We start from the raw sequence: 25,844 nt of genomic DNA on the forward strand, positions 1-25,844 counted from the left end.
CTCTCCGGATAGACTCGCGGCATGGCTTTCACCACGCCCAGTTACTCACTGCGGGACCTCTTCGCCCGCATCAACCACGGCGAGCTGCAGCTCCCTGATTTTCAACGCAGTTTCTCCTGGGACACCGACCGTGTCCGTTCCTTGATCGTCACCGTGTTGCGCGGTTATCCGGTGGGGGCGTTGCTGGCGCTGGACACCCGCAACGAGCCGATGCGTTTTCGGCCGCGTCCCGTGGCGGGCGCGCCGGCCGCGGGGGAGAGCCCGGGTCTGCTGCTTCTCGACGGCCAGCAACGCCTGACCGGCCTTTATCAGAGCTTCCAGGCGCCGGGGCTGGTCGACACCGTCGATTTCCGGTCCAAGCGGATCAGGCGCCGCTACCTCGTCGACGTGGCCAGGGCGGTGGAAGAAGACGTCATGCCGGACGAGGCGGTCTTTTCGGTCGACGAAAACGGGGAGGTCACCTCGCACTTCGGCCCCCGGCTCGACCACCGGCTGGACAGCCGGGAGGCGTGCGTCGCCGCCGGGTGCATCCCCGTCTCCAGCCTGCTCACCGACGAAAGCACCGGCATGCTCTTCGACATGGCGGCCAGCGCCGATCCGGAGTTCCTGGCCCGGATCAAGACCTTCCAATCCGCCGTCGCCACCCCGCTCAGCGCCTACGACGTGCCCATGATCCGGTTGGGGCGGGAGACGGCCCGCGCCGGAGTGGGCTCCATCTTCGCGCAGGCGAATCAGATGGGCCTGCAGATGGACGTCTTTGAGTTGCTCACCGCCGTGTATTCCACGGAAGACCCCACATTTTCGCTGGCGCAGTCCTGGGCGCAGACGGAGGCCATTCTGCGACAGTACCCGGCGCTGGACGGCATCGACCGGACTGCCTTCCTCGCCGCGGTGAGTCTGCTGGTCACCGGCCGTCGCGGGCACAGCCGCGGCCAGCGCGAGGACATCGTCAACCTGCGCCTGGAGGACTACCGCCCGGCCGTCGATCAGCTCCGCGACAGTTTCCGCAAGGCCGCGGAGTTTCTCGCCCAGCGCTGCATTTTGACCACGGAACAAGTGCCCTACACCGCACAGATCGTGCCCCTGGCCGTGATCCTCGCGCTGCTGGACGAGACGCCGGGGGCGCTCGCCGAGAGCAGCGGGATGAACCGCCTCAACCGGTGGTTCTGGTCCGGCGTGTTCGGGGAGCTCTACGGTTCCGCGGCGGTGACCATCCGGGCCGCCCGCGACGTCGACGAGGTGGCCGCCTGGGTGCGCGAAGACGACGCCCCCGTCCCCGACACCGTCGCCGGTGCGGCGTTCACCGAATCCCGGCTGCTGTCCATCGACGAGGACTCCGGCGTGTGGCAGGGGATCTACGCGCTGCTGATGGGGCGCGGGGCGCGGGACTGGCGCACCGGCCGCACTTTCGACCGGTGGTCCTACGACGAACTCGACCCTGAATTCGGGCATGTCTTCCCGCGCCAGTGGTGCCAGGAGAACGGCGTCGAGCTGGTGCTGGCGGACTCCGTGCTCAACCGCACCCCGATGAGCAAGCGCACGGAGGTCGTCATCACGGGTTATGACCCCGCCCGCTACCTGGTGCGGGTGCAGTCCAAATCCTTGATGGAAAACGACGAGTTCCACGAGACGCTCTTGTCCCACGAGATGGACCCAGAGTTGATGCGGCGTTCCGACGCCACCGGGTTTTTCGCCGACCGGCGGCGCCGTCTGGTGGGCATGGTCGAACACGCCATGGGCAAAGACGTGATCCGCGACGTCGACGACGCAGATTACTCCGGCGGCGGGGAAGGCCCGGATGCCTTTGCGAGCTAAAGCCTTGCCTGCCGCGGCGATCGCGCTGGGGGTCGGGCTGCTCGCTGGTTGCGTGCCGGGCTATCTGGAGCCGCCCCCAGATCCGCGGGTGACGGTGACCGGCGCCCCGGAGCCGTCTGCCGCGCGGCCGCTCACGGAGCTCCGCGCGGACAACCGCAGCCGCCACGTCGCCGACCGGTTCCCCGAACGCCCGACGGTGCTCGACGACCCGTCCGGCACCGCTTCCTCGGAATTGTTCTTTTCCTCGTCGGTGACGGTGATCGTCGCGGCCGCGGAGGCGGCGCCCCAGTTGCGGGCGGCGTCGTTGGCGGTGTTCACGCACGCCCCGTTGCTCACCTACACCCCGGAAACCCACACCGAGGTGGTCAACGAGATCGCGCGGCTGGGGGCCAGCCGGGTGCTGACCGTCGGACAGGTGGGCTTGGCGGCGTCGGTGGGGGAGACCACCGTGATCCGCGACCCGGGCACTCTCAGCGCCCTGGGGGAGCTGACGGCGCACCAGTTCACCGAGGTCGTCGTCGCCGAGCCTGCGGACATGGTGCAGGCGGTGGCCAACCTGGACGGCGTGACGCCGGTGGCCTTGACCGCGGGGTGGGAGGAGATGACGCGAGAGCAGGCCGCCGATCTGCCGGCCTTTCCGATCGCGTCACGACGTGACGCGCAACAGGGGCCGCTGGTGGTGGCGACTCCGGCTGCGCAGGTCGCGGCCGTGGCGAACGCCCGCAGCTTCGGCGCCGACGTCAGGGTCGTCCCGGACGCCGATCCGCGGGCGACGGAGCGGGGGTTGGCGGCCATGGTCGGGATGGCGGACCGGCCGCTCATCGCGCTCGGTGACGAGTTCGTCTCGGGTCCGGCGTTGTCACGGGCGATCCAGGAGGCGGAGGCGGCCGCGCAGGAAAAGCCGTGACGGGCCCGAGCGGAGATGCCCGCCCGCACGTGACCTCCCGCCCCGAAAACGGGTAGCGATACAGCGACGGGGTGGGCCACAGGATAAAGTGACGGGCAATCGGTGCACGAAATAGATTGGCATCGATAAACCTATGTCAAAAGAGCAGGAGAGTACTCACGTGAGCAAGCCCGTCGTTCTCATCGCCGACAAACTCGCCCAGTCCACCGTCGACGCCTTAGGAGACGCAGTCGAGGTGCGTTGGGTGGACGGTCCGAACCGCCAGGAGCTGCTCGCCGCGGTTCCGGAGGCTGACGCGCTGCTGGTGCGTTCGGCGACGACGGTCGACCGTGAGGTCCTCGAGGCCGCGCCGAAGCTGCAGATCGTCGGCCGCGCCGGCGTGGGCCTGGACAACGTGGACATCGAGGCCGCCACCGAGTTCGGTGTGATGGTGGCCAACGCCCCGACCTCCAACATCCACTCCGCCTGCGAGCACGCCGTCGCTCTGCTGCTGTCCACGGCCCGCCAGATCCCGGCCGCCGACAAGACCCTGCGCGACGCAGAGTGGAAGCGCTCCTCCTTCAAGGGCGTCGAGATCTTCGGCAAGACCGTCGGCATCGTCGGCTTCGGCCACATCGGCCAGCTGTTCGCCCAGCGTCTCGCCGCTTTCGAGACCACCATCATCGCCTACGACCCGTACGCCAACCCGGCTCGGGCCGCCCAGCTCGGCGTCGAGCTGGTCGAGCTGGATGAGCTCGTCGGCCGTGCGGACTTCGTGACGATCCACCTGCCGAAGACGAACGAGACCGCCGGCATGTTCAACGCGGAGCTGCTGGCCAAGTCCAAGAAGGGCCAGATCATCATCAACGCCGCCCGCGGCGGCCTGGTCGACGAGCAGGCGCTCGCCGACGCCATTTCCTCCGGCCACATCCGCGGCGCCGGCTTCGACGTCTACGCCACCGAGCCGTGCACCGACTCCCCGCTCTTCGAGCTGGATGAAGTCGTGGTCACCCCGCACCTGGGCGCCTCCACCGTCGAGGCCCAGGACCGGGCCGGCACCGACGTCGCCGACAGCGTGCTGAAGGCCTTGCGCGGCGAGTTCGTCGCCGACGCCGTCAACGTCTCCGGCGGCAAGGTCGGCGAGGAGGTCTCCTCCTGGCTCGACCTGTCCCGCAAGCTCGGCCTCATCGCCGGCAAGCTCCTCGACGGCGCCCCGGTCAGCCTCGAGGCCGTCGCCCGCGGCGAGCTCTCCACTGAGGAAGTCGACGTGCTGGGGCTGTCCGCAGTGCGCGGCCTGTTCGCCGGCACCGCCGACGAGGCCGTGACCTTCGTCAACGCCCCGCAGGTCGCCGAGCAGCGCGGCCTGGAGTACAAGACCGGCACCGCCACCGAGTCAATCACCCACCGCTCGGTGCTGGAGGTCAAGCTGGTGGCCGCCAACGGCAACTCCGTCGCCGTCGCCGGCGCCCTGACCGGCCTGGAGCGCGTCGAGAAGCTCGTGCGCATCAACGGCCGCGGCGTCGACCTGCGCGCCGAGGGCCACAACATCTTCTTCTCTTACACGGACGCCCCGGGCGCCCTGGGCACGGTCGCTTCCGAGCTGGGCGTCAATGGCATCAACATTGAGGCCGCCGCCCTGACCCAGGCGGCCAAGGGTGACGGCGCGACCCTGATCCTGCGCGTCGAGTCCGAGGTTCCGGCGGACCTGGAGAAGGCCATCGCCGAGAAGATCAAGGCTGAGTCCTTCCAGGTCTCCCTGGACTAGTGAACTGGCTGAAAGCGGCGGGACTGGGAGTCTTCGCCGCTGCCGTGGTGACGGTGCTGTCCGTCCCCCTGTGGCCTACGCCCACGTATGTGAGTAAATCAGGCGTACACGTGGGGGAGGGTGGCGCCGTTTCTGTTTTCGTGCATGGCTGCGGCGTCGAGTACGACCGCGTCATGGTCCGCTCCGGCGGCGATATCGCCGCGACGTATGCCGCGGCGCCCGTGTCTGGGGCACAGGTGTTTGAGGTGGGGGCGCCCGCACCGGACGGGTGGCGGCTCACTCGGGGCGAGTCGCTGGTGACGGGGGAGCCGGTACAGGTGACGGTCAGTCTCGTAGACGCCTCCCGCGAGGTCCGGTTCCGTGACTCGGACGTCGGCTGGGAGTGGCTGGACGACCCTGGGTTTGTGGTTCTGGGAACGTATGACTCCGCGGTGGCGCATCTGCTGGCGCGGCCGGGGGAGTGGGACGAGGTGTGCTGAGGAAGTGCCTGCCCGCCTCTCGCCCCTCGGGGCGGCACTCGCTGCTAGGATGAGTCCAACCCAGTAGGTGAGAAAGGATATCCCACACCATGAAACTTGCAGTTATCGGTGGAGACGGCATCGGCCCCGAGGTCACAGCGGAAGCACTCAAGGTCCTGCGCGCCGTGCGCGACGACGTCGAGGAGACCCAGTTTGACCTCGGCGCGGAACGCTACCTGAAGACCGACGACGTCCTCACCGACGAAGACCTGGCCGCACTGCGGGGCCACGACGCGATCCTGCTCGGCGCGATCGGTGCCCCGGGCAAGGTCGCCCCCGGCCTGCTGGAACGCGAGCTGCTGCTGAAGCTGCGTTTCGCCTTGGATCACCACGTCAACCTGCGTCCGTCCAAGCTCTACCCGTCGTCGACCTCCCCGCTGAGCGAGCCGGGCGAGATCGACTTCGTGGTCGTGCGGGAAGGCACCGAGGGCCTCTACGCCGGCAACGGCGGCGTGCTGCGCAAGAACACCCCGCACGAGGTCGCCTCCGAGGTCTCCCAGAACACCCGCTTCGGCGCGGAGCGCGTCGTGCGCGACGCCTTCGAGCGCGCCATGGGCCGCCGCAAGCACCTGACCCTGGTGCACAAGAAGAACGTCCTGGTCAACGCCGGCGACCTGTGGCAGCGCACCGTCGACGAGGTCGCCGCCGAGTACCCGGAGGTCACCGTCGACTACCACCACATCGACGCCGCGACCATCTACATGGTCACCGACCCGTCGCGTTACGACGTCATCGTCACCGACAACCTCTTCGGCGACATCCTCACTGACCTGGCCGGCGCGGTCACCGGCGGCATCGGCCTGGCGTCTTCCGGCAACATCGACGCCACCAAGACCAACCCGTCGATGTTCGAGCCGGTGCACGGCTCCGCCCCGGACATCGCGGGCCAGGGCATCGCTGACCCGCGCGCCACGATCCTGTCGCTCGCGCTGATGCTGCGCCACCTGGACGACGAGGACAACGCCCGCCGCATCGAGGACGCCGTCGCGGCCGACGTCACCGAGCACTCGGGCGACGACGTCAAGACCACCGAGGTCGGCGACCGCATCGCGGCAGCCCTGCGGGGTTAAAACCGGCGGCTTTAAGTTTTTGTCGATCGCCGACGCCCGACCGTCGGCACGTAGCTGCCTCGGGCCGGAACGACGTGCGTTCCGGTCTCGGCTGATTACGCACGAGCAACGCTCAGTGTCGCGTTCCTGGGTGAGGGGATAAAGGCTCACCCCCGCGCCTGTCGAAGCCGGGTGCCACCCGAGTTTTGAGTACTCTGTGCTGACAGTGGCTTTTTCCTTGAGAAAAGGCCGATTTTCCATGGCATGACTGCCGTGAACTGCAGATACATTCCAGCATGATCCGACCCCAGATGGAGGGCAAGAGTTCTGTTTACCAGAATCACCGCGGTGACCGCCGCAGTCGCCGTCGGCCTTACGTTGACCGCGTGTACTGACGCCGCAGAAGAGAATCAGGAAAACACCACCTCCGCCGCCGGGGCAGAAGACCAGGAACACACCCTGGAGACCGACGGCCCCGAGGCCATCGCAGACTCCGACGGCAGCGGCCTGGAGGTCTCCGCCCGCTTCTTCGAGGAGGCCGACACACTGGTCGTCGCCGACCGTGACTACGCCAACCAGCTCGCCGCCGCCCAGGCCGCCGTGGAGCGCAGCGCGCCCATGGCGCTGTTCACCGGAGACAACGGCGAAGACGTCGCCGCCGAAGTCGACCGCCTCGGCGCGGGCGAGGTCCTCACCTTCGGCGACACCGCCGGCCTTGAGCTCCCGGACACGGACATCACCCCGGGCGATGACGCGGGGGCAGAGAACCCGGAGGGAACTGACGCCGCCGACGCCGCCACCCCGACCCACGCCGAGGTCGTCGAGCAGATCGCCGCGCTGGACGCCACCGGCGAGGACCACCCCGTCTCGCTGCCGCCGATCATGGTCACTGACGCCTCCTCCCCGGCGTCGGTGGCCACCGCCAAGGCCGCCGGCGGCGAGGTACACCTGCTGTCGCACCCGGATCCGCGGATCACCTCCGAGTCGATGGAGCTCGTCCAAAACGGCGACACCATCGCGCTCGGCGCCCAGTTCGGCAGCAGCGAAGACTACGCCGAACGCGTCGACCTGGCGGCCAACGGCGAATTGCCGGGCGGCGGCGGACTGGTGTTCCCGGGCCGTCGAATGATCGCCTTCTACGGCCACCCCTCCGGCAGCGCCCTCGGCGTCATGGGCGAGCAGCCCCCGGTTGAAGCCGTTGACCGCGTGGCCGCCCACGTGGAGAACTATCAGCCACTCGACGAGCAGCCCGTCATCCCGGCCTTCGAGATCATCGTCACCGTCGCCTCCGAGTACCCGGGCGAGGACGGCAACTACTCCAACGAGTTCCCGCAGGAAGACTACGTCGGCTACGTCGACGCCATCACCGAGGCCGGCGGTTACGCCGTCCTCGACCTGCAGCCGGGCCGCGCGACGTTCCTCGAGCAGGCGAAGCTCTACGAGGACCTGCTCAAGCGCCCGAACGTCGGCCTCGCCGTCGACCCGGAGTGGAACATCGGTCCGGAGGAGATGCCCATGCAGCGCATCGGCCACGCCGAAGCCTGGGAAATCAACGAGACCGCCGAGTGGCTGGCCGACCTGGTGCAGGAAAACGACCTTCCGCAGAAGATGTTCATCGTGCACCAGTTCCAGCACCAGATGGTCCGCGACCGCGACCAGCTCGACACCTCGCACCCGGAGCTGGCCTTCGTGCTGCACGCCGACGGCAACGGCACCCCGGAGCTGAAGTTCGAGACCTGGAACGCCCTGCGCGAAGGCCTCAGCGACGACTGGTTCATGGCGTGGAAGAACTTCATCGACGAAGACACCCCCACCTTCACGCCGGAGCAGACCTACAACGAGGTCGACCCGCGCCCCTGGTTCGTGTCCTACCAGTAAAATCTCCCTGCGCCCGTGCCCCGGCTTTCGTTACGCTGGGGCCATGAGCGTTGAATTGGATGAGGTCCGCGCCTTCATCGCGGCCAGGGAACCCTTCAGCCGGCTGCCCGACGACGTGCTCGACGGGTTGCCCAAGAAGATGACCATGCGCTACATCCGCCGCGGCGACACAGCGGTCGCCCGCGGATCCCGCAACGACGACCTCCACCTCATCCGCTCCGGGGCGGTCGACGTCGTCGGCGCGGACGACCTGCTGCTCGACCGAGTGGAGGCTGGCCGCACCTTCGGCTACTCCACGCTGGTCGGCGAACCCGAATCGCGCTACGACATCATCGCGGTGGAAGACACTTTGGTGCTGGTGTTGCCGCGGGAAGAATTTCAGCGGTTGACCGAAGATCACCCGGACCTGGACCGCTTCTATTCCTCGCAGTCGCGGCGCATCGCGCACGCCGCCACCGAATTCAGCGACGACGACACCTCCGCCGTCCTGCGCACCCCGTTGCGCACCATAGTCCGGGGCCGCGACGCCATCACCGCACCAGAGGACTCCTCCATCCAGGACGTCGCCGCCCTCATGAAGGACCACGACGTCTCCAGCCTCCTGATCACCCGGGAGGGGCGGCTGGTCGGCATCATCACCGACAAAGACCTGCGCTCCCGCGTCGTCGCCCGCCACCACGACGTCGAAGCCCCCGTCAGCACCGTCATGACCCCGGACCCGCTCACCGTCAGCCCCGGCCAACTCGTCTTCGAAGCGATGCTGACCATGAGCGAACACGGCATCCACCACCTGCCCGTCGTCGACGAGACAAAGGTCCACAGCGTGGTCACCTCCGGCGACGTCTCCCGCCTGCTGCGCACCAACCCGCTGTACCTGACCGCAGACATCGCCCGCCACAGCGTGGCGGAACTGACCGGTTCCTACCGCCGCGCCGCCGAAACCCTCGTCCGCGTCCTCAGCGGCGGCCGCGGCGCCCAAGAAGCCTCCGGCGTGCTCACCACCGTCGCCGACGCGCTGGTGCGCCGCCTCGCTGAGCTGGCCCAAGAAAAGCTCGGCCCACCGCCCGTCGACTGGTGCTTCGTCGTCGTCGGCTCCCAAGGCCGCCGGGAGATGGGGCCCGCCTCAGACCAGGACAACGCCTTAATCCTCGACGACTCCTATCGACCCGACGAACACGGCGACTACTTCGCCGAATTCTCCCGCTTCATCTGCGAAGGATTAGACCGGGCCGGACAAGTGCTGTGCCCGGGCGAAATGATGGCGATGACGCCGCAATGGCGCATGACGCGCACGCAATGGCTCGACGCCTTCCACCGCTGGGTCACCGCCCCCGAACCCGACGCCCTGCTCAACGCCCAGATCTACTTCGACATGCGCGGCGTCGCCGGAAACACCCGGCTGGCCGACGACGTGCACGCCCAATCCGTGAGCATGGCCCACGGCTCCCGCCGCATGCAGACCCACCTCGCTGCCCTGGCCTCGCGCCGCGAACCGCCGCTGGGGTTTTTCCGCGGATTCGTCGTGGAACGTGGCGGCGACTACGCCGACACCCTCAACGTCAAGAGGGGCGGCACCGCGGCCATCGTGCAACTGGCCCGGCTGTACTCCCTGAAGGCGGGGGACACGGTCGTCGGCACGCGGGAGCGGCTGCAGCAGGCGGCCGGCGTCGCCACCGCCGAAGAATCCGCCCAAAACCTCCTCGACGCCTTCGACTACGTGACGGGGCTGAGCCTGCAGCATCAGGCCCGCCAACTGCGCTCGGGGGAAGTGCCCGACTATCACATCGCCCCGAGCACCCTGTCCACGATGAGCCGGGAAAACCTGCGCGACGCCTTCAACATCATCAAGAAAGCCCAGGGGGCGGTCGCCACCACGTACCCGGTGCGGAGCGTGTGACATGTGGCCGTTTCCCACCCGCCTGCCCGACACCCCGGCCTGGTCTACCCCGATCACGGAGGCGCCGCTGCTGGCCGTCGACTTCGAAACCACCGGCCTGGACCCGCGCAAAGACCGCATCGTATCGATCGGCTGGATCCCCGTCGACGGACTGACGATCGACTTGTCCGGCGCGGGGTATCTCGTGGTCGCCGGTGGGGAGGTCGGCGAATCCGCGACGATCCATCAGCTGACCGACGACGTGGTCACCGCGGGCGTGTCGCCGGAGGAGGCCTACCACCAGCTCATGGGCGCGTTGCAGGGAAGGATGATGCTGGCGCACTTCGCTGAGATCGAGGTGAATTTCCTCGCGGCCCTGCATCGGCGGGTGACCGGTGAGCGGGTGCGCATCCCGGCCGTCGACACGCTGGCCATCGAACGCCGCCACATGGAACGTATCTCGCAGTACCCGCGCGGGGAGGATCTGCGGCTGGCGCGCGTGCGGCAGCGTTTCGAGTTGCCGGCCTACGCCAACCACAACGCGTTGACGGACGCGCTGGCGTGTGCGGAGCTGTATCTGGCTCAGATGGGGCGGGAAACCGAAGGCCGCGCGCGGGCGTTGGCCGACCTCAGATACTGACCGGGTACACTTCGCTGCATGCGTTTTGGACGAATAGCTACCCCTGATGGAATGACCTTCGCCGTGATCGAGGGCGATGTCGCTGACCGTAACGAGATGACCGCCAAGGCGATCGTCGGCACCCCGTTCACTGAACCGGAGTACACCGGCAAGGAATACCGGCTGGGCGACGTGAAGCTGCTGGCCCCCATGCTGCCGAGCAAGGTGGTGGCCATCGGGCGCAACTACGCCGACCACGTCGCCGAAGTCTTCCAGAAGTCCGCGGACGACCTGCCGCCGACCCTGTTCATCAAGCCCCCGACATCCGTCGTCGGCCCGGACGCCGCCATCAAGATCCCGGACTTCGCCACCCGCGTGGAGTTCGAAGGCGAGCTGGCCGTCGTCATCGGCCGCCCCTGCAAGAACGTCAAGGCAGAGGACTGGAAGTCCGTCGTCGCGGGCTTCACCATCGTCAACGACGTCTCCTCCCGCGATCTGCAGTTCGCCGACGGCCAGTGGGCGCGCGCCAAGGGCATCGACACGTTCTGCCCGCTGGGCCCGTGGATCGAGACCGACGTCGACGCCTTCGAGCTAGATGACCTGCCGATCAAGGCGCACCTGACCCACGAGGGCGTGACCACCACCAAGCAGGACTCCAACTCCAACCAGATGATCATGAAGATGGGCGAGATCATCGAGTTCATCACCGCGTCGATGACCCTGCTGCCGGGCGACGTCATCTGCACCGGCTCCCCGGCCGGCACCGAGGCCATGGTCCCGGGCGACTCCATCGCGGTGGAGGTCCCGGGCATCGGTACCCTGGAGAACCCCGTTGAGCGGGCATAACCACGGACGCCACCACCGGCCGGAGGACTTCGACGAGTTCTACGCCCAGGGCCAGCAGTGGTCGGGCAACCCGAACGACTCGCTCGTGCGCGAAGTCGCGGAGATGACCCCGGGCACCGCCCTGGACGTCGGCTGCGGCGAAGGCGCGGACCTGCTCTGGTTGGCGGAACAAGGCTGGACCGTCGTCGGCGTCGACCCGGCGGACGCCGCCGTCGAGCGTTCTCGCGCGCTGTTGGACGACCACGGCTTCGCCGAGCAGTCCACCGTGATCGCCGGCGACGTCGCCGACGTCGAGGGACAGAGCTTCGATCTGGTGATCGGTTTCTATGTGCCGCTGCCCGAAGAGGACACGACGACCGTCGCCGCCCTGGAACAGCTCGTCGCCCCGGGCGGCACGCTGCTGTGGGTCCACCACGTCGGCCACGCCCACGCCGTGTTGCGGCCGGAACAGCTGGCGAACCAGCTCACCGAGCTGCAGACGATCAAGGTGGACAACGTCGAGCGCCAGGTCGCCCACGGCGCCGGCGCCCACCACAAGGACGATCAGGTCCTCCTCGCCCGCCGCGTCGACTAACAGCTGGCGAGGCCAAGGAGCCCCGGTTTTCTGCACGTGCAGAAAACCGGGGCTTGTTTCATCTCGTCGTCTGTCGCAGCCAGCGTGGTTGAGGGGGCGTCACAATCCCAGGGAGCTGAGGATGGTTCGCAGCTTCGCGCCGGTCTCTTCGAGCTCTGCTTCGGCGTCGGAGTCGGCGACGATCCCGCCGCCCGCCCAGGCGCGGGCGTAGGTGCCGTCGCCGGCGACCTCCGCGCAGCGGATGGCCACCATGTACTCGCCGTCGCCGGAAGAGTCGCACCAGCCCACCGCGCCGGCGTAGAAACCGCGGTCGGACTCGGCGGTGGAGATCAGCGCCTCAGCGGCGTCGGTGGGGGTGCCGCACACCGCCGGGGTGGGATAGATGCGCAGCGCCAACTCCAGGGCGGTGGTGTCCGGGTCGGTCAGCTGGCCGACGATCGGTGTCGCCAGATGCCACATCTCGTTGGTCTGAGTCAGCTCCGGCCCATCGGGCACCTCCAGGCTGTCGCACAACGGCGCCAGCGCCTGTTCGATGTGCTCGACCACGTAACGGTGCTCGGTGAGGTCCTTGGCGGAGGTGCGCAGTTCGTGGCCCACCGCGGCGTCGCGGTCCGGGTCGGCCTGCCGCGGCGCGGAGCCCGCCAGGGGATAGGACGTCACGGTGGAGCCCTGCAGCTTGATCAGCACCTCGGGGGAGGAGCCGACGAGCATCGTGCCCTTCTCGCGGCCCGCCGGGGTCAGATCCGCGATGAACCCGTCCCGGTTGAAGGAACGGTCGATGAGTCGGGCGGCGACCAACAGCGGATCCACGGGCGGATCGAACGCGATGTCCACGGCGCGGGCGAGCACCACCTTGCCCAACTTGGACTGGCGGATGGTCTCGATGGCCGCTTCGACCCGGCGCAGATGTTCGTGGGGCTCTGGGTCCAGGCCGCAGACGCGGGCATTCAGGTGGGATCCCTCGCCGAACCGGTAGTGGCTGTGCGGCTCCAAGGGGCCGTCCTCGCGGATGACGTGTTCCGGGACGGTCAGGGCCGCCGGGGCGGAACGGTCGAAGGGGAGGGCGCCGACGACCATGTCGACCTCGCGGGCGCGCAGTGCGTCGACTGCGTCCCACGGGTCGGTGAAAGTCGCTTTCGCCCCCTGCGTGCGCACCGAGCCGTGCGCGCGCGACAGGAGGAAATCGGGCGCGGTGGCGGGACGGCGGGAAGACATGACAAAGAAGTCTACTTGTCGGCCGGAGCGAAGTGCGATCTGGCCCGCCCACCGGGGCACCATGCGGACGGCGGGGGTGCGCTGGTTTACGATGTGGGGCATGACTGACTCCACCGTTCGCGTACGTTTCTGCCCGTCGCCCACCGGCACCCCGCATGTCGGCATGGTGCGCACCGCCCTGTTCAACTGGGCGTACGCCCGCCACACCGGCGGCAAGCTCATCTTCCGCATCGAAGACACCGACGCCGCCCGCGACTCCGAGGACTCTTTCCAGGCGATCGTCGACTCGATGACGTGGCTCGGCATGGACTGGGACGAGGGCGTGAACACCGGCGGCCCGCACGAGCCGTACCGCCAGTCTCAGCGCGGCGACATTTACGCGGACGTGCTGAAAAAGCTCATCGACGCCGGCGAGGTCTACCCGGCCTACTCCACCGCGGAGGAGGTCGAGGAGCGGCACAAGGCCGCCGGCCGTGACCCGAAGCTGGGTTACGACAACTACGACCGCGAGCTGACCCAGGAGCAGGTCGACGCCTTCGAGGCCGAGGGGCGTAAGCCGGTCTGGCGCCTGCGCATGCCGGAGAAGAACTGGGGCTGGACCGACCTGGTGCGCGGGGAGGTGGAGTTCCAGGCGTCCACCCAGCCGGACTTCGTGGTAGCGCGTTCCAACGGCGCCCCGCTGTACACGCTGGTCAACCCGCTTGACGACGCCCTGATGCAGGTCACGCACGTCCTGCGCGGCGAGGACCTGTTGTCCTCGACTCCGCGCCAGATCGCGCTCTACGAGGCGCTGCAGCGCATCGGTGTCACCGACTTCACCCCGCAGTTCGGCCACATGCCGTTTGTCATGGGCGACGGCAACAAGAAGCTGTCCAAGCGCGACCCGCAGTCCAACCTGTTCAACCACCGCGACGCCGGCATCATCCCCGAGGGCATGATCAACTACCTGGCCCTGCTGGGTTGGTCGCTGTCCGCCGACCGCGACATCTTCACCGTCGAGGAGTTCGTCGAGGCCTTCGACATCGACGACGTGCTGTCGAACCCGGCCCGCTTCGACGAGAAGAAGCTGCTGGCCATCAACGCCGACCACATCCGCATGCTGGAACCGGCGGATTTTGAGGCCCGCCTGCGCGACTACCTCACCGAGTACACCGACTTCCCGGCCGACTACCCGGCGGAGAAGTTCACCGTCGCGGCGGAGCTGACCCAGACCCGCATCAAGACCCTCGGCGAGGCCTACGGCCTGCTGAAGTTCCTGGTCACCGCCGACGAGGACCTGGAGCTCAACGACAAGGCCGCCCGCAAGAACCTCAAGGAGGCCGCCATCCAGCCGCTGGAGGCCGGCATCGCCGCCCTGGAGGCCGTCGACGGGTGGACCACCGAGAACATCGAGGCCGCCCTGAGCAAGGCGCTCATCGAGGAGCTTGAGCTCAAGCCGCGCGTCGCCTACGGCGCCCTGCGCGTGGGCATCTCCGGCGAGGCCGTGTCCCCGCCGCTGTTCGAGTCGATGGAGCTGCTCGGCCGCGAGTCGAGCCTGGCGCGCCTGAAGGCCGCCCGCGAGGTCACCCCGTGGCCGGCTGCACCGCAGCAGTAGTCTCGCTCGCGCAGGTGTGAGAGGCGGCGTTTCCGATGTATTCGGAGGCGCCGCCTTCGTGCTTTTCCGGGGGCGGGGTGGCGAAGGCGCAAGACTTTACGTCTGGCCCCTCCAATAGGGCGCCGCAAGGCGCAATTTTCCGGCCAGGCGCCACAATAATGCGCTGTGGGCATTCTCAGTGCGTGGGCGTCCGCATTCAGCTGGCATAGGTGCGGGGAGGAGTGGAGGATGACGTGTCGCCGCTCGTAGTTGTCGAGAAGCTGGTCGGTTCCCTCGAGTGAGGGGCGAAGATACGTCGATTAGTTAGGGCATGGTCTTTTCTGCGAGGTGACGGGCACCCCAGGCCATCGGTGTGACCCACTGTCCGGCTATTCTACCTGCGGATTTGGCTGTGGGAGCGTACTCTGGTTATAGTATTCATCGTTGCACAGAGCGACTCCGGAGCAGTCTGGCAGTCACAGTAAGAGCAGCAATGGCCCATGGTGTAATCGGCAACACTACGGTTTCTGGTACCGTCATTCTAGGTTCGAGTCCTGGTGGGCCAGCAGCGAATAACTATCGCGCACCCTAGCCCCGTTCGTCTAGAGGCCTAGGACGCCGCCCTCTCACGGCGGTAACACGGGTTCGAATCCCGTACGGGGTACAACATAAGCGCTGGACATTGATTCTCAACGAGGATCAATGTCCAGTGTTTTACTTTCCCGGCAGACTGAGGGTTAAGGGGGTTAAGGGACGACACTCGGACGAGAGGTTGACGGTGGAGCGCATAGCCCCGACGCGCGGCCGGGGCCCGCTCGGCGTTATCGGGTAGGGGTGGAAGCCTCGTCCTGGCGGGCCAGAGCGAGCGCCGGAATGATGATCAAGGCGACGATGCCGCCGCCGATGGACAACACGCCGAAGCCGGCGGCGCTCATCAGGACGCCCGACACTGCCCCTGCGCCGGCGCCGAAGATGTTTATCCAGACGTCGATGCTGCCCTGGGTAGCCGCTCGAGTCTCCGGCCGCGTACCCATGACCACCAGGGTCGTGCCGGAGACCAAGCCGAGATTCCAGCCCACGCCCAACAGAACGAGTGCGAGAATCAGCGCGCCCAGGTTATCGCTGGGGGCGAATGCGGCGATCACACCGGAGAGCAACAGCACCACACCGGAGGACATGGCCGTCATCCGGGCGCCGATCTTGTCCACGAGCATGCCGGTCACCAGTGAGGGCAGCCACATACCGGCGATGTGCAGGCCGATGACCAGCCCCACCGCACCCATGCTGTGGTCGTGGGCACGCATGTGCACCGGGGTCATCGTCATGATCGCGATCATGACGATCTGGGAAATCACCATCACCAGCGCGCCGACCAGTACTAATCGCGACAGGCGCGCCGCGGCGGCGGGGGAGGACTTCTTCAGGGCCGCGGCGGACTCGGCGGCGGTGGCGGCGTCTTGGGTCTCCAATGCACGGGCGAGCAGGAACGGGTCCGGGCGGAGCATCGCGAACAGCACGACGCCGGCCAGAATGTAGGCGACGGCGGCCAGCAGGAACGGTTCGGTCAGCGCGGGCAGACCTAAGTTAACGGCCAGTCCTCCGAGAGGCTCAATGAGATTGGGGCCGGCCACCGCGCCGATGGTGGTGGCGACCATGGCGATGCTGACGGCCGTGCCCTTGCGCTCGGCGGGGGCGAGATCGGTGCCCGCGTACCGGGCCTGGAGGTTGGTGGCCGTACCGGCCCCGTAGATGAACAATGAGGCAAACAGCAGGATCGGGCTATCGATCTGCGCGGCGACGATCACTCCGATGGCGCCGACGCCACCGGCGGTAAATCCGAATCCCAGGGCCAGGCGTCGGCCCGCGCGTTGGGTGACGCGGCCGAGAAGAAAAGCGGTGAGTGCCGCGCCCAGGGTGAACAGGGCCGTGGGCAGGCCAGATAGGGCGTCGGTCCCCAACATGTCCTGCGCGATGAGCGCGCCGACCGAGATGCCCGCCGCTAGCCCGGCGCCGCCGAAGGCCTGACTGAGGACGACGACGGCGAGGGTGCGCCGGTGAATGCGCTGCCGCTCGTCAGCGGTGATGGTTTTAAGATGCGTGGTCAAGGGGGAAGTCCTTTGCTGCTCGCCATTCAGTGACGCCTTCGTCCATGGCGCGGGCGTCGACGCCGCGGTCGCGGAGAAGGGCCGCGGCTTCCCGGGCCAGTCGGCAGAGTTCACCGCGGCAGTAGACCACCACCTGCCGGTCGCGAGGAACCTCTTCGTGGCGTTCCTCAAGCTCAGCCATAGGGATACACACGGCGGCTGGAAAGTGGCCGGATTTATACTCCGCCTGCGGGCGGACGTCGAGGATGTACATGTCTGCGGTGATCTCGGCGGGGTCGATGGTTGGACCGTGAGAACGGGGGTCGCCCATGTAGGTCTGCAGAGCGTTGGCGAGTGCGGGGTAGCGACGCAGCGCCACCCGCTTGGCCGCGAGGAACAGTTCCAGAACGTCTGCGCCGGCCAGCCGGTAGAAGATGCTTGTGCCTTCACGACGGGTGGAGACCAGACCAGCACGCTTGAGGGTCTGGAGATTATTGGAGGCGGTGGTCACCGCCAGGCCAGACAACTGGGACAGCGTATCGACGGTGTGCTCGCCCTGGGCCAGGATTTCCAACAGCTCCAGTCGGCGGCCGTGTGCGGTGGCCTTGATGACGTGGGCGAAGTGGTCGAAAACGTCCTGCCTCGTTACTTCTTCACTATTCCATGGACTCATGGAATAGGCTGTACGCTGCGCCCTGGGTCGCTCTCCTTCGGGGTGTGCGACGCCTTGCCGTGCGGACGCCCGCCGACCAGAAAAGGCGATTTGGTGAAAAGGGCTCGACCTGGTTATAGTGTTCTTCGTTAACAACGATGATCAGCGCGGTTAACGCAACTTCATAGTGGCCCATGGTGTAATCGGCAACACTACGGTTTCTGGTACCGTCATTCTAGGTTCGAGTCCTGGTGGGCCAGCTGCGATCAGCTGAAGAAAGAATGATCGCTCGTTTTATGCCCCGTTCGTCTAGAGGCCTAGGACGCCGCCCTCTCACGGCGGTAACACGGGTTCGAATCCCGTACGGGGTACAACGAGAAAGCTCTTTCGGAATTTTACCGGAAGGGCTTTCCTCATTTTTGTGAAGTGAGCGGCCCAAGTCCGCGGCGGGGGACATCCACTGCCTGACTCTGTCCGGAGATGCCCGTCCACCCCTTACCAGCGCCCACCTTGACAGGTTTGAGCTGGCCACACCCAATGTGCGGGGTGAAACCAGTTGAGAGCACGTTAAATATCGTTCCCTTCCCCATGGTCTCGACCTATGCTTCAGGTAACGGAAGAAGTTGAGCGGAACGAAGATAAGTTCCCTAGACACAGTCGAGAAGACAAAGTCCAGAAACTTCCCGTGCAGACCACGATTTTCGGCGAAGGGAGCAGGATTTGACAGCAAGTGAAGCTAAGAAAAACTCCGGACTCACCTCAGTAGTCCTCCCGCCAGCGGCACAGCCGTAATCCAGACTTCTAAGCGCAAGGGATGCGTGAAGCAAAGGAGCTGTACGGGAATGACGAACCGGATGACGTCACCCGGGCCCCACGGATCGGACAGGCCAACCCCCGAGAAATGAATATCCACAGATATCGCGCGGACGTGATCGCGGGGCAATAAAGAACCCGGATCAACGAGACCTTCGCACTTGGAACTCGGAAAGTGGTGGATCCCCACCGTGACAGGCTCGGCCAGCACCCTCCTGACAAGGAGGGTGTTTTTATGTCTTGACCTGTTGATTTGTAGTACAAAGCAGACATCGTTTACTCTTATTCAAGTCCGCACGACGCAGTGCGACGAACGCGCCCCGTTCGTCTAGAGGCCTAGGACGCCGCCCTCTCACGGCGGTAACACGGGTTCGAATCCCGTACGGGGTACCAGACACACAGCGACCAGGTTAAAACCTGGCCGCTGTGTTTTTCTATGTCCACCCGAGCCAGGTCAGCGCCGTTGGCTTCGCACCTGCGACTCTGGAATTCTGGGGCACATGGGCAAAGGTAAGCCGCGGGCACAGAAGCGGCGCATCGAGGGCGAGTACGAGATTTCCACCGGCACGGCGCGCGTGCTCCCGGACCCCGAGCGCGACGGCGCCTACATCTTAGAAATCAACAAGGTGCCGTCCTCGCCGATCGTGCTCGGGGCGCCGCGCGTCCTGCTCTTCGAGTACATGGTGTGGGCGAGCTGCGCGATAGAGGCCTTCGTCGAGACGCACCGTGGCACGCAGGACGTGCACCTGACCCACCTGGGTGGGGCGGCCTGTACCTTGCCGCGGTATTTCGCCGACCTGTGGCCCACCTCCCGCAACGAGGTGGTGGAGCTCGACGAGAAGCTCGCCGCTTATGTGCGGGAGTGGTTCGAGTTCCCGGAGCCGCCGGCCGTGTCGATCACCGTGGCGGAGGCCCGCAGCGCGACGCACGCCATGGCGCCGGGCTCGACGGACGTGCTCGTCCGCGACGTCTTCGTGGGCGGAGACATCCCCGAGCACCTGTGCACCGTGGAGTTCTTCGCCGCGGCCCACCGCGCGCTTGCTCCAGGCGGGCTCTATGTGGCCAACCACGCGGCGTTTCCCGGTTTGCAGACGACCCGCAGGGAACTGGCCAGCATGCGGGAAGTGTTTCCGCACGTCACCGCCGTCGCGGACCCGGAGATCCTCGCCGGGCGCATGTACGGGAACATGGTGCTGCTCGGTTCAGACTCGCCGATCGAGGAGGAGCCGATCCTGGCTCAACTCCGCGACGCCCGGGCCCACGCCACGACCAAGGGCGGCAACTGGGTGGACACGGTGATGGGCGCGACGCGTCCGCGGCACGACAAGGCATGATGGGAAGCATGAACCCTGTTTTTATGGACCGGGCCATCGATCTTTCCCGCCGGGGCATGCGTGCCGGCGAAGGCGGGCCGTTCGGCGCAGTCATCGTCCGTGGCGAGGAAATCGTCGCGGAGGGCGTCAACCGGGTCATCGCCACCCGCGACCCCACCAACCACGCCGAAGTGATCGCCATTCGGGAGGCCTCTCGGGCACTCGGCAGCTTCGACCTTTCCGGGTGCGAGCTCTACGCCAACGCGGAGCCGTGCCCGATGTGCCTGGGGGCGATCTACTGGGCGCGGTTGGACGCGGTGTACTTCGCCAACTCGCGTGACGATGCCGCAGAGATCGGCTTCGACGACTCGATGATTTACGAGGAGTTGGACAAGGACGTCGACAAGCGACGCATCCCCTTCGAACATCGCCCCCACCCCCGGGCTCGGGCGGTCTTCGACGAGTGGCTGGCGACAGAGGACAAGACGCAGTATTGAGCGGACGGCAGCGTCAGGCGGCCGGGGAGGGGCTGGCCTCGTAGTAGCCTTCGCGTCGCTTGATCTGATTGATGGCGGCGTAAGTCACCGGCAGCAGGACGGCCTCCAGGGCGGTCTTCCACACGAAGCCGACGATGACGTAGTTGAGGAAATCGCCGGCGGTGGTGATGCCGATGACGGAGGCGGCGATGGTGCAGAAGATCAGGGTGTCGGCGAATTGGCCGACCACGGTGGATCCGAGCAGGCGCATCCAGAGGGACTTTTCGCCGGTGCGGCGTTTGATCAGTTGCAGGGACCAGGCGTTGAGCAGCTGGCCGACGGCGAAGCCCGCCAGGGAAGCCACGAGGATCTGCGGCACCAACCCGAGGACGGCGGCGAAGGCGTCTTGGCCGTCGTAAAAGTCGGCGGCCGGCAGCCAGATGGCCAGATAGAAGGACGCGGCGGCGAAGATGGCGAGGCTGAAGCTCGTCCAGATGGCCAGCCGCGAGTTCTTGAAGCCGTACACCTCGGCGAGGACGTCGCCGATGACGTACGACAGCGGGAAGAGAAAGAACGCGGCGTCGAGCACCAGGGGCCCGATCTGGATGCCTTTGGTGGCGTTGATGTTGGAGATGATGAAGACGGCGGCGTAGACCGCCACCAGGACCGGGAAGAGGGCCGACCCGACCCGGACGTGCCGGGCGGGGACGGCCTCCCCAGGACCGGGGGTCTCAGAGGAAGAAGTCATGCGCCATATTGTGGCACGGGGTGCGCGGGCGGGCGTCGATGAGTTCTCTCAGATGGCCTGGGACAGTGTTTCGGCCGCGGCGGCGAGTTCTTTGCCCCAGACGTCGACGGGGGAGGGGGCCAGGCGCTGGCTGGGCCCGGAGACCGACAGGACGGCGACCAGGTGGCCGGAGCCGTCGAGCACCGGTGCGGACAGGCTGCCGAGGCCGACTTCGCGTTCTTCGAGCGATTCGGCCAGACCGGTGGCTCCCACCTGCTCGAGTTCTTCGCCGGTGAAGGAGGCCTCGGGCAAGATCTCGGCCTGGATGTCCGCGGAGGCGTGGGCGAGGAAGACTTTCGCCGCGGAGCCGGAGCTCAACGGCAGCCGCGAGCCGACGGGCACGGCGTTGTGCAGGCCGCTGGCCGGTTCCTGGACGGCGACGCAGGTGCGCGTGGAGCCGGTGAGTTGGTAGAGCTGGACGGATTCGCCGGTGGTCTGCATGAGCTCCGCCATGATCGGCGAGGCGACGTCGATGAGCCGGGCGTGGTCCGGCGCGGAAAACGAGGACAGCCACGGGCCGATGGTCCACTTTCCCTCGGGGCTGCGCGCCAGGAGGCGGTGGGTCTCTAAGGCGGTGGCCAGGCGGTGCGTGGTGGCGCGCGGTAATCCGGTGGCCTCGCAGATCTCGTTCAGGCTCACGGGCTCCTCGGCGACGGCGTTGAGGATGGCCACGGATCGATCCAGAACTTGAATGCCTGAGATGCTTGATTCTGCGCTATACTGTCCCATATAACGGATAGTACCGTCCCATCAAGTGAGATGCACGCGGCGTGACGGCGGCATGTCCTCAGACCGGGGCGCGAACACAAACAAGAAGGTGAACGAAGTATGACCGAGAAGCTCACTCTCGCCGAGAAGGTGTGGCGCGACCACGTCATCACCCGGGGCGACAACGGCGAACCCGACTTGATTTACATTGACTTCCAGCTGCTCCACGAGGTCACCAGCCCCCAGGCCTTCGACGGTCTGCGCATGGCCGGGCGCGAGATGCGTCGCCCGGACCTGCACCTGGCCACCGAGGACCACAACGTGCCCACCGAGGGCATCGTCTCCGGCTCGCTGCTGGAGATCCGCGAGCAGACCTCGCGCACCCAGGTCGAGACCCTGCGCAAGAACTGTGAAGAGTTCGGCGTGCGCCTGCACCCCATGGGCGACATCAACCAGGGCATCGTGCACACCGTCGGCCCGCAGCTGGGCATCACTCAGCCGGGCATGACCATCGTCTGTGGCGACTCGCACACCTCCACCCACGGCGCGTTCGGCTCCATGGCCTTCGGCATCGGCACCTCCGAGGTCGAGCACGTCATGGCCACCCAGACGCTGTCGCTCAAGCCCTTCAAGACGATGGCCGTCGAGGTCTCCGGCGAACTGCAGCCGGGCGTGACCAGCAAGGACATCATCCTGGCGATCATCGCCAAGATCGGCACCGGCGGCGGCCAGGGCCACGTCATCGAGTTCCGCGGCGAGGCCATCGAAAAGCTGTCGATGGAAGCACGCATGACCATCTGCAACATGTCCATCGAGGCCGGCGCCCGCGCGGGCATGATCGCACCGGACCAGAAGACCTTCGACTACGTCGAGGGCCGCGAGTTCGCCCCGAAGGGCGCTGACTGGGACGCCGCCGTCGAGTACTGGAAGACCCTGCCCACCGACGAGGGCGCCGCGTTCGACACCGTCGTGCACCTGGACGCCGATGAGCTCACCCCGTTCGTCACCTGGGGCACCAACCCGGGCCAGGGCATCCCGCTGGGCGACGACATCCCGGGCCCGGAGGACTTCGGCGACGACTCCGCCAAGGTCGCCGCCGCAAAGGCCCTGGAGTACATGGGCCTGGAGGCCGGCACCCCGATGCGCGACGTCAAGATCGACACCGTCTTCCTGGGCTCCTGCACCAACTCCCGCATCGAAGACCTGCGCGCCGCCGCAGAAGTCGTCGACGGCAAGAAGATCGCCGCCGACACCCGCATGCTCGTCGTGCCGTCGTCCGCGCAGGTCAAGGCGCAGGCCGAGGAAGAAGGCCTGGACAAGGTCTTCACCGAGTTCGGCGCCGAGTGGCGCACCGCGGGCTGCTCGATGTGCCTGGGCATGAACCCGGACCAGCTGGCCCCGGGCGAGCGCTCCGCCTCGACGTCCAACCGCAACTTCGAGGGCCGCCAGGGCCCGGGCGGACGTACCCACCTGGTGTCCCCGCTGGTCGCCGCCGCCACGGCCGTGACCGGTCACCTCGCCAGCCCCGCCGACCTGTAAAGGAGCCTTCACACCATGGAAAAGTTCACCACCCACACCGGCGTCGGCGTGCCGCTGCAGGCCTCCAACGTCGATACCGATCAGATCATCCCGGCCGTCTACCTCAAGCGCGTCACCCGCACCGGCTTTGACGACGGCCTGTTCGCGCAGTGGCGTAAGCAGTCCGACTTCGTCCTCAACCAGGACGTCTACAAGAATGGCTCTGTCCTGGTCACCGGCCCCGACTTCGGCACCGGCTCCTCCCGCGAGCACGCCGTCTGGGCGCTGATGGACTACGGCTTCCGCGTCGTGCTCTCCCCGCGCTTCGCCGACATTTTCCGTGGCAACTCCGGCAAGGCCGGCCTCGTCGCGGGTGTGATGGAGGAGTCGGACATCGAATTGCTGTGGAAGCAGATGGAGCAGGAACCCGGCCTCGAGCTGACGGTGAACCTGGCGGAGCGTTCCGTCACCGCCGGCGGCAACGTCTACTCCTTCGAGATCGACGACTACACGCAGTGGCGCCTGATGGAAGGCCTCGACGACATCGGGCTGACCCTGCGCAAGGAAGACGAGATCACCTCCTACGAGGCCACCCGCCCGTCCTTCAAGCCGGCCGTCGCTGGCGCCGGCAAGTAGCGTATCGACGCTCGCCCACACCGCCCCGCAGAACCGTCACCGGTCCCGCGGGGCGGTGTCTTTGGCGCAGGCTTCAGCTACTTCAGCGGCAACGCCGACGCCAAGTAATCCGCGCCGGTCAGCTCCCCGTCAGCGAAGGCCAGCACCCACACGCCGCCCTTCTTCACCTTCAGCTCCTCCGGCAGCGGCAGCCGCCCGTGCTCGGACAACCACCGCAACATCTTCGGCATCGCCGTGCCCTGCGAGACGATCACCGAGGTCCCGCCATCCTCGACGACCTCAGCGAAGCGCCGCCGGCACGCCTCCGGGTCTTCTAGCCAGCCTTCGTCCCCGAAGAGCGGGTCGACCTCGACGTCGAAGTTCAGCTCGTCGGCCAGCGGGGCGGCCGTGGCCTGACAGCGGTCCGGCTCGGCGGAGAAGATCCGCTCCGGCCGGTACGGCAACAGCATCGGCACCAGCATCTCCGCCTGGCGGCGGCCCTTCTTGTCCAACGGACGCAGATCGTCGTCGCCGGCCCACTGTCCGCGTTGGAAAGCGCGGCCGTGGCGGACGTACAGGACCCGGGCGGTGCTCGGCAGCGCGAAGCGCTTCGCCGCCTTATCCAGCACCCCGGCGTCCACGTCGTAGCTGAGGAGCCGTTTGGCCTCCTCGATGGAGGCCCAGCGCAGTTCATCGACTTCGTCGTTGGGGGCGAAGTCGCCGGCCAGCACCTGCGCCGTCCAGTAGTAGACCACCTTCGTGCGCCCGGCGACGGGGTAGGAGACCTTGCCCAGCAACTTGCCCAAGCGCACCTCGAATCCGGTCTCCTCCAGGATCTCGCGGGCCGCGGCCGTCGGCAAGGATTCGCCCGGGTCGACCTTGCCCTTGGCCAGCGACCAGTCGTCGTAGTGGGGGCGGTGGATCACCGCGACCTCGACGCTCTCCGGCTGTGACAGGTCGCCGCGCCACAGCACCGCGCCCGCCGCCAGCGTCGGCCGCTTGAACTCCTCGGTCGGGTCCACCGGGACCTGTTGATAACGCCCGGTCACCTGCAGCTTGCCACCGTTGTCTTTGTCCACCTCGTACGAGACGGGTTTCTTGCCCATGTCTTTTCCTTTCTTGCCGCACAGGGTCGGCGTGCGCCTCGCCCAGTCACAGAATCTCCGCCATTTTCCCGCATGCCCCGCCAATCCGCACCTTCCGGCCCATCCTTTAGACTTGAGCGGGTCAACATCCGAGGTGAGGGGAGAACGATGGTCAACGTCGCGGTGATGGGCGCCGGTTCCTGGGGTACCACGCTGGCCAAGGTTTTCGCCGACGCCGGCAACCCCGTCCGGCTCTGGGCGCGACGCCCCGAGCTGGCGGAGGCGATCGCCGACACCCGGATCAACGTCGACTACCTGCCCGGGCTGCGTCTGCCGGATTCCGTGCTGCCCACCGCCGACGCCGCCGAGGCCTTAGGCGACGCCCACGTGGTCGTCTTCGCCGTGCCGAGCCAGACGATGCGTGGCAACCTCTCTGACTGGCGCGACCTGCTGCCCGCCGACGCCACGCTGGTCTCGATCTCCAAGGGCATCGAGGCAGACACGCACCTGCGCATGAGCGAGGTCATCGCCGAGACCACCGGGGTGGATACCGACCGTATCGCGGTGCTCTCCGGCCCGAACCTGGCCAAGGAGATCGCCGCCGAACAGCCCGCCGCCACCGTCATCGCCTGCGCCGACGAAGATCGCGCCAAACTCGTCCAGGCGGCCGCGGCCACCGGTTACCTGCGCCCGTACACCAACGTCGACGTCATCGGCTGTGAAATCGGCGGCGCCTGCAAAAACGTCATCGCCTTAGCCTGCGGCATCGCCGCGGGCAAGGGCTTAGGCGACAACACGCTGGCCACCCTGATCACCCGCGGGCTGGCGGAGATCACCCGGCTGGGCGTGGCCCTGGGCGCCGACACCCGCACCTTCTCCGGGCTCGCGGGCCTGGGCGACCTGGTGGCCACGTGCGTGTCCCCGCTGTCGCGCAACCGCTCCTTCGGCGCCCGCCTCGGCGAAGGCGGCACGCTGGCGGAGGCGAAGAAAGCCACCCACGGGCAAGTCGCCGAAGGCGTGATCTCCTCCCGCTCCATCTTCCAGTTGGCGAAGGCCCAAGGCGTCGAAATGCCCATCACGGAGGCGGTCTACGCCGTCTGCCACGAAGGGGTGGACGTGGACACCACCGTGGTGGCTCTGATGGGTCGGTCCAAGAAAGCGGAGTAACGCCCGGTAGGC

At 67.1% G+C, this 25,844-nt stretch carries 22 protein-coding genes and 5 tRNA genes; 21 read left to right on the forward strand and 6 right to left on the reverse strand.

The window, feature by feature from the left end:
• The first annotated feature begins 21 nt into the window (after positions 1 to 21).
• From B841_RS06090 to B841_RS06135, 10 genes are all read left to right on the forward strand, one after another.
• Positions 22 to 1,815 carry a GmrSD restriction endonuclease domain-containing protein gene (locus tag B841_RS06090; protein WP_020934615.1) on the forward strand — a complete coding sequence of 598 codons (1,794 nt, stop codon included), beginning with the start codon at positions 22 to 24 and terminating at the stop codon, positions 1,813 to 1,815.
• Positions 1,799 to 2,722 carry a hypothetical protein gene (locus B841_RS06095; protein ID WP_041631782.1) on the forward strand — a complete coding sequence of 308 codons (924 nt, stop codon included), beginning with the start codon at positions 1,799 to 1,801 and terminating at the stop codon, positions 2,720 to 2,722. The genes B841_RS06090 and B841_RS06095 overlap by 17 nt, the downstream gene beginning before the upstream one ends.
• A gap of 133 nt (positions 2,723 to 2,855) precedes the next feature.
• Positions 2,856 to 4,466 carry a phosphoglycerate dehydrogenase gene (serA, locus tag B841_RS06100; RefSeq protein WP_041631783.1) on the forward strand — a complete coding sequence of 537 codons (1,611 nt, stop codon included), beginning with the start codon at positions 2,856 to 2,858 and terminating at the stop codon, positions 4,464 to 4,466.
• Positions 4,466 to 4,945: a hypothetical protein gene (locus B841_RS06105; protein ID WP_020934618.1), complete on the forward strand. Its 480-nt coding sequence runs from the start codon at positions 4,466 to 4,468 to the stop codon at positions 4,943 to 4,945. The genes serA and B841_RS06105 overlap by 1 nt, the downstream gene beginning before the upstream one ends.
• An 89-nt stretch (positions 4,946 to 5,034) precedes the next feature.
• Complete coding sequence (locus B841_RS06110; RefSeq protein WP_020934619.1) at positions 5,035 to 6,054, forward strand: 3-isopropylmalate dehydrogenase; 1,020 nt, start codon at positions 5,035 to 5,037, stop codon at positions 6,052 to 6,054.
• A 327-nt stretch (positions 6,055 to 6,381) separates the two neighbouring features.
• Entirely contained in the window at positions 6,382 to 7,911 is a 1,530-nt protein-coding gene (locus B841_RS06115) for a hypothetical protein (protein ID WP_020934620.1), read from the forward strand.
• 43 nt (positions 7,912 to 7,954) lie between these two features.
• Positions 7,955 to 9,808: a DUF294 nucleotidyltransferase-like domain-containing protein gene (locus tag B841_RS06120; protein WP_041631785.1), complete on the forward strand. Its 1,854-nt coding sequence runs from the start codon at positions 7,955 to 7,957 to the stop codon at positions 9,806 to 9,808.
• Position 9,809: 1 nt separating this feature from the next.
• Positions 9,810 to 10,427 (forward strand): exonuclease domain-containing protein, encoded by a 618-nt coding sequence (locus tag B841_RS06125; protein WP_020934622.1) that lies wholly within the window; start codon positions 9,810 to 9,812, stop codon positions 10,425 to 10,427.
• 18 nt (positions 10,428 to 10,445) lie between these two features.
• Complete coding sequence (locus B841_RS06130; RefSeq protein ID WP_020934623.1) at positions 10,446 to 11,252, forward strand: fumarylacetoacetate hydrolase family protein; 807 nt, start codon at positions 10,446 to 10,448, stop codon at positions 11,250 to 11,252.
• Complete coding sequence (locus tag B841_RS06135) at positions 11,239 to 11,826, forward strand: class I SAM-dependent methyltransferase (protein WP_020934624.1); 588 nt, start codon at positions 11,239 to 11,241, stop codon at positions 11,824 to 11,826. The genes B841_RS06130 and B841_RS06135 overlap by 14 nt, the downstream gene beginning before the upstream one ends.
• Positions 11,827 to 11,925: 99 nt before the next feature.
• On the opposite strand, the gene B841_RS06140 is transcribed toward B841_RS06135, so the two are convergent.
• Positions 11,926 to 13,041: an isochorismate synthase gene (locus B841_RS06140; RefSeq protein WP_020934625.1), complete on the reverse strand. Its 1,116-nt coding sequence runs from the start codon at positions 13,039 to 13,041 to the stop codon at positions 11,926 to 11,928.
• Positions 13,042 to 13,141: 100 nt separating this feature from the next.
• On the opposite strand from B841_RS06140, the gene gltX reads away from it, so the two are divergent.
• The 3 genes from gltX (at position 13,142) to B841_RS06155 (ending at position 15,278) form a co-directional block, all read left to right on the forward strand.
• Positions 13,142 to 14,635, forward strand: coding sequence for a glutamate--tRNA ligase (gltX, locus tag B841_RS06145; RefSeq protein ID WP_020934626.1), 1,494 nt, complete (start codon positions 13,142 to 13,144; stop codon positions 14,633 to 14,635).
• A 473-nt stretch (positions 14,636 to 15,108) separates the two neighbouring features.
• Positions 15,109 to 15,180: transfer RNA gene (locus B841_RS06150), tRNA-Gln, on the forward strand.
• Between the two features lie 25 nt (positions 15,181 to 15,205).
• Positions 15,206 to 15,278: transfer RNA gene (locus B841_RS06155), tRNA-Glu, on the forward strand.
• 157 nt (positions 15,279 to 15,435) lie between these two features.
• On the opposite strand, the gene B841_RS06160 is transcribed toward B841_RS06155, so the two are convergent.
• Both B841_RS06160 and B841_RS06165 read right to left on the reverse strand, forming a co-directional pair.
• Positions 15,436 to 16,719: an MFS transporter gene (locus tag B841_RS06160; RefSeq protein WP_020934627.1), complete on the reverse strand. Its 1,284-nt coding sequence runs from the start codon at positions 16,717 to 16,719 to the stop codon at positions 15,436 to 15,438.
• On the reverse strand, positions 16,703 to 17,371 hold the full coding sequence (locus B841_RS06165; RefSeq protein ID WP_020934628.1) for an ArsR/SmtB family transcription factor: 669 nt from the start codon (positions 17,369 to 17,371) through the stop codon (positions 16,703 to 16,705). Before B841_RS06165 ends, B841_RS06160 begins: the two co-directional genes overlap by 17 nt.
• Positions 17,372 to 17,538: 167 nt before the next feature.
• Here B841_RS06165 and B841_RS06170 point away from each other — a divergent pair.
• The 5 genes from B841_RS06170 to B841_RS06190 all read left to right on the forward strand — a co-directional run bounded on the left by B841_RS06170 (position 17,539) and on the right by B841_RS06190 (position 19,973).
• A tRNA-Gln gene (locus tag B841_RS06170) sits at positions 17,539 to 17,610 on the forward strand.
• Positions 17,611 to 17,648: 38 nt separating this feature from the next.
• Positions 17,649 to 17,721: transfer RNA gene (locus B841_RS06175), tRNA-Glu, on the forward strand.
• Between the two features lie 759 nt (positions 17,722 to 18,480).
• A tRNA-Glu gene (locus B841_RS06180) sits at positions 18,481 to 18,556 on the forward strand.
• Positions 18,557 to 18,663: 107 nt separating this feature from the next.
• Positions 18,664 to 19,497: a spermidine synthase gene (locus B841_RS06185; protein WP_020934629.1), complete on the forward strand. Its 834-nt coding sequence runs from the start codon at positions 18,664 to 18,666 to the stop codon at positions 19,495 to 19,497.
• A gap of 8 nt (positions 19,498 to 19,505) precedes the next feature.
• Complete coding sequence (locus tag B841_RS06190) at positions 19,506 to 19,973, forward strand: nucleoside deaminase (protein ID WP_211215550.1); 468 nt, start codon at positions 19,506 to 19,508, stop codon at positions 19,971 to 19,973.
• 13 nt (positions 19,974 to 19,986) lie between these two features.
• Here B841_RS06190 and B841_RS06195 read toward each other — a convergent pair whose 3' ends face one another.
• Together B841_RS06195 and B841_RS06200 are read right to left on the reverse strand one after the other, a co-directional pair.
• A complete protein-coding gene (locus B841_RS06195) occupies positions 19,987 to 20,700 on the reverse strand; it encodes a queuosine precursor transporter (protein WP_020934631.1) in 714 nt (237 codons plus the stop codon).
• A 48-nt stretch (positions 20,701 to 20,748) separates the two neighbouring features.
• A complete protein-coding gene (locus B841_RS06200) occupies positions 20,749 to 21,468 on the reverse strand; it encodes an IclR family transcriptional regulator (protein ID WP_041631789.1) in 720 nt (239 codons plus the stop codon).
• Positions 21,469 to 21,567: 99 nt separating this feature from the next.
• Between B841_RS06200 and leuC the strand changes: the two genes are divergently transcribed.
• On the forward strand, positions 21,568 to 22,986 hold the full coding sequence (gene leuC / locus B841_RS06205; protein WP_020934633.1) for a 3-isopropylmalate dehydratase large subunit: 1,419 nt from the start codon (positions 21,568 to 21,570) through the stop codon (positions 22,984 to 22,986).
• A 15-nt stretch (positions 22,987 to 23,001) separates the two neighbouring features.
• Entirely contained in the window at positions 23,002 to 23,601 is a 600-nt protein-coding gene (gene leuD / locus B841_RS06210) for a 3-isopropylmalate dehydratase small subunit (RefSeq protein WP_020934634.1), read from the forward strand.
• 77 nt (positions 23,602 to 23,678) lie between these two features.
• Here leuD and B841_RS06215 read toward each other — a convergent pair whose 3' ends face one another.
• On the reverse strand, positions 23,679 to 24,686 hold the full coding sequence (locus B841_RS06215) for an NUDIX hydrolase (RefSeq protein WP_020934635.1): 1,008 nt from the start codon (positions 24,684 to 24,686) through the stop codon (positions 23,679 to 23,681).
• A gap of 147 nt (positions 24,687 to 24,833) precedes the next feature.
• On the opposite strand from B841_RS06215, the gene B841_RS06220 reads away from it, so the two are divergent.
• The gene (locus B841_RS06220) at positions 24,834 to 25,832 is read left to right on the forward strand and encodes an NAD(P)H-dependent glycerol-3-phosphate dehydrogenase (RefSeq protein ID WP_020934636.1); all 999 of its coding nucleotides are present in this window, start codon (positions 24,834 to 24,836) and stop codon (positions 25,830 to 25,832) included.
• Positions 25,833 to 25,844 lie beyond the last annotated feature (12 nt).

The sequence above is a fragment of the Corynebacterium maris DSM 45190 genome (genome assembly GCF_000442645.1).
GTDB classification, from domain to species: domain Bacteria; phylum Actinomycetota; class Actinomycetes; order Mycobacteriales; family Mycobacteriaceae; genus Corynebacterium; species Corynebacterium maris.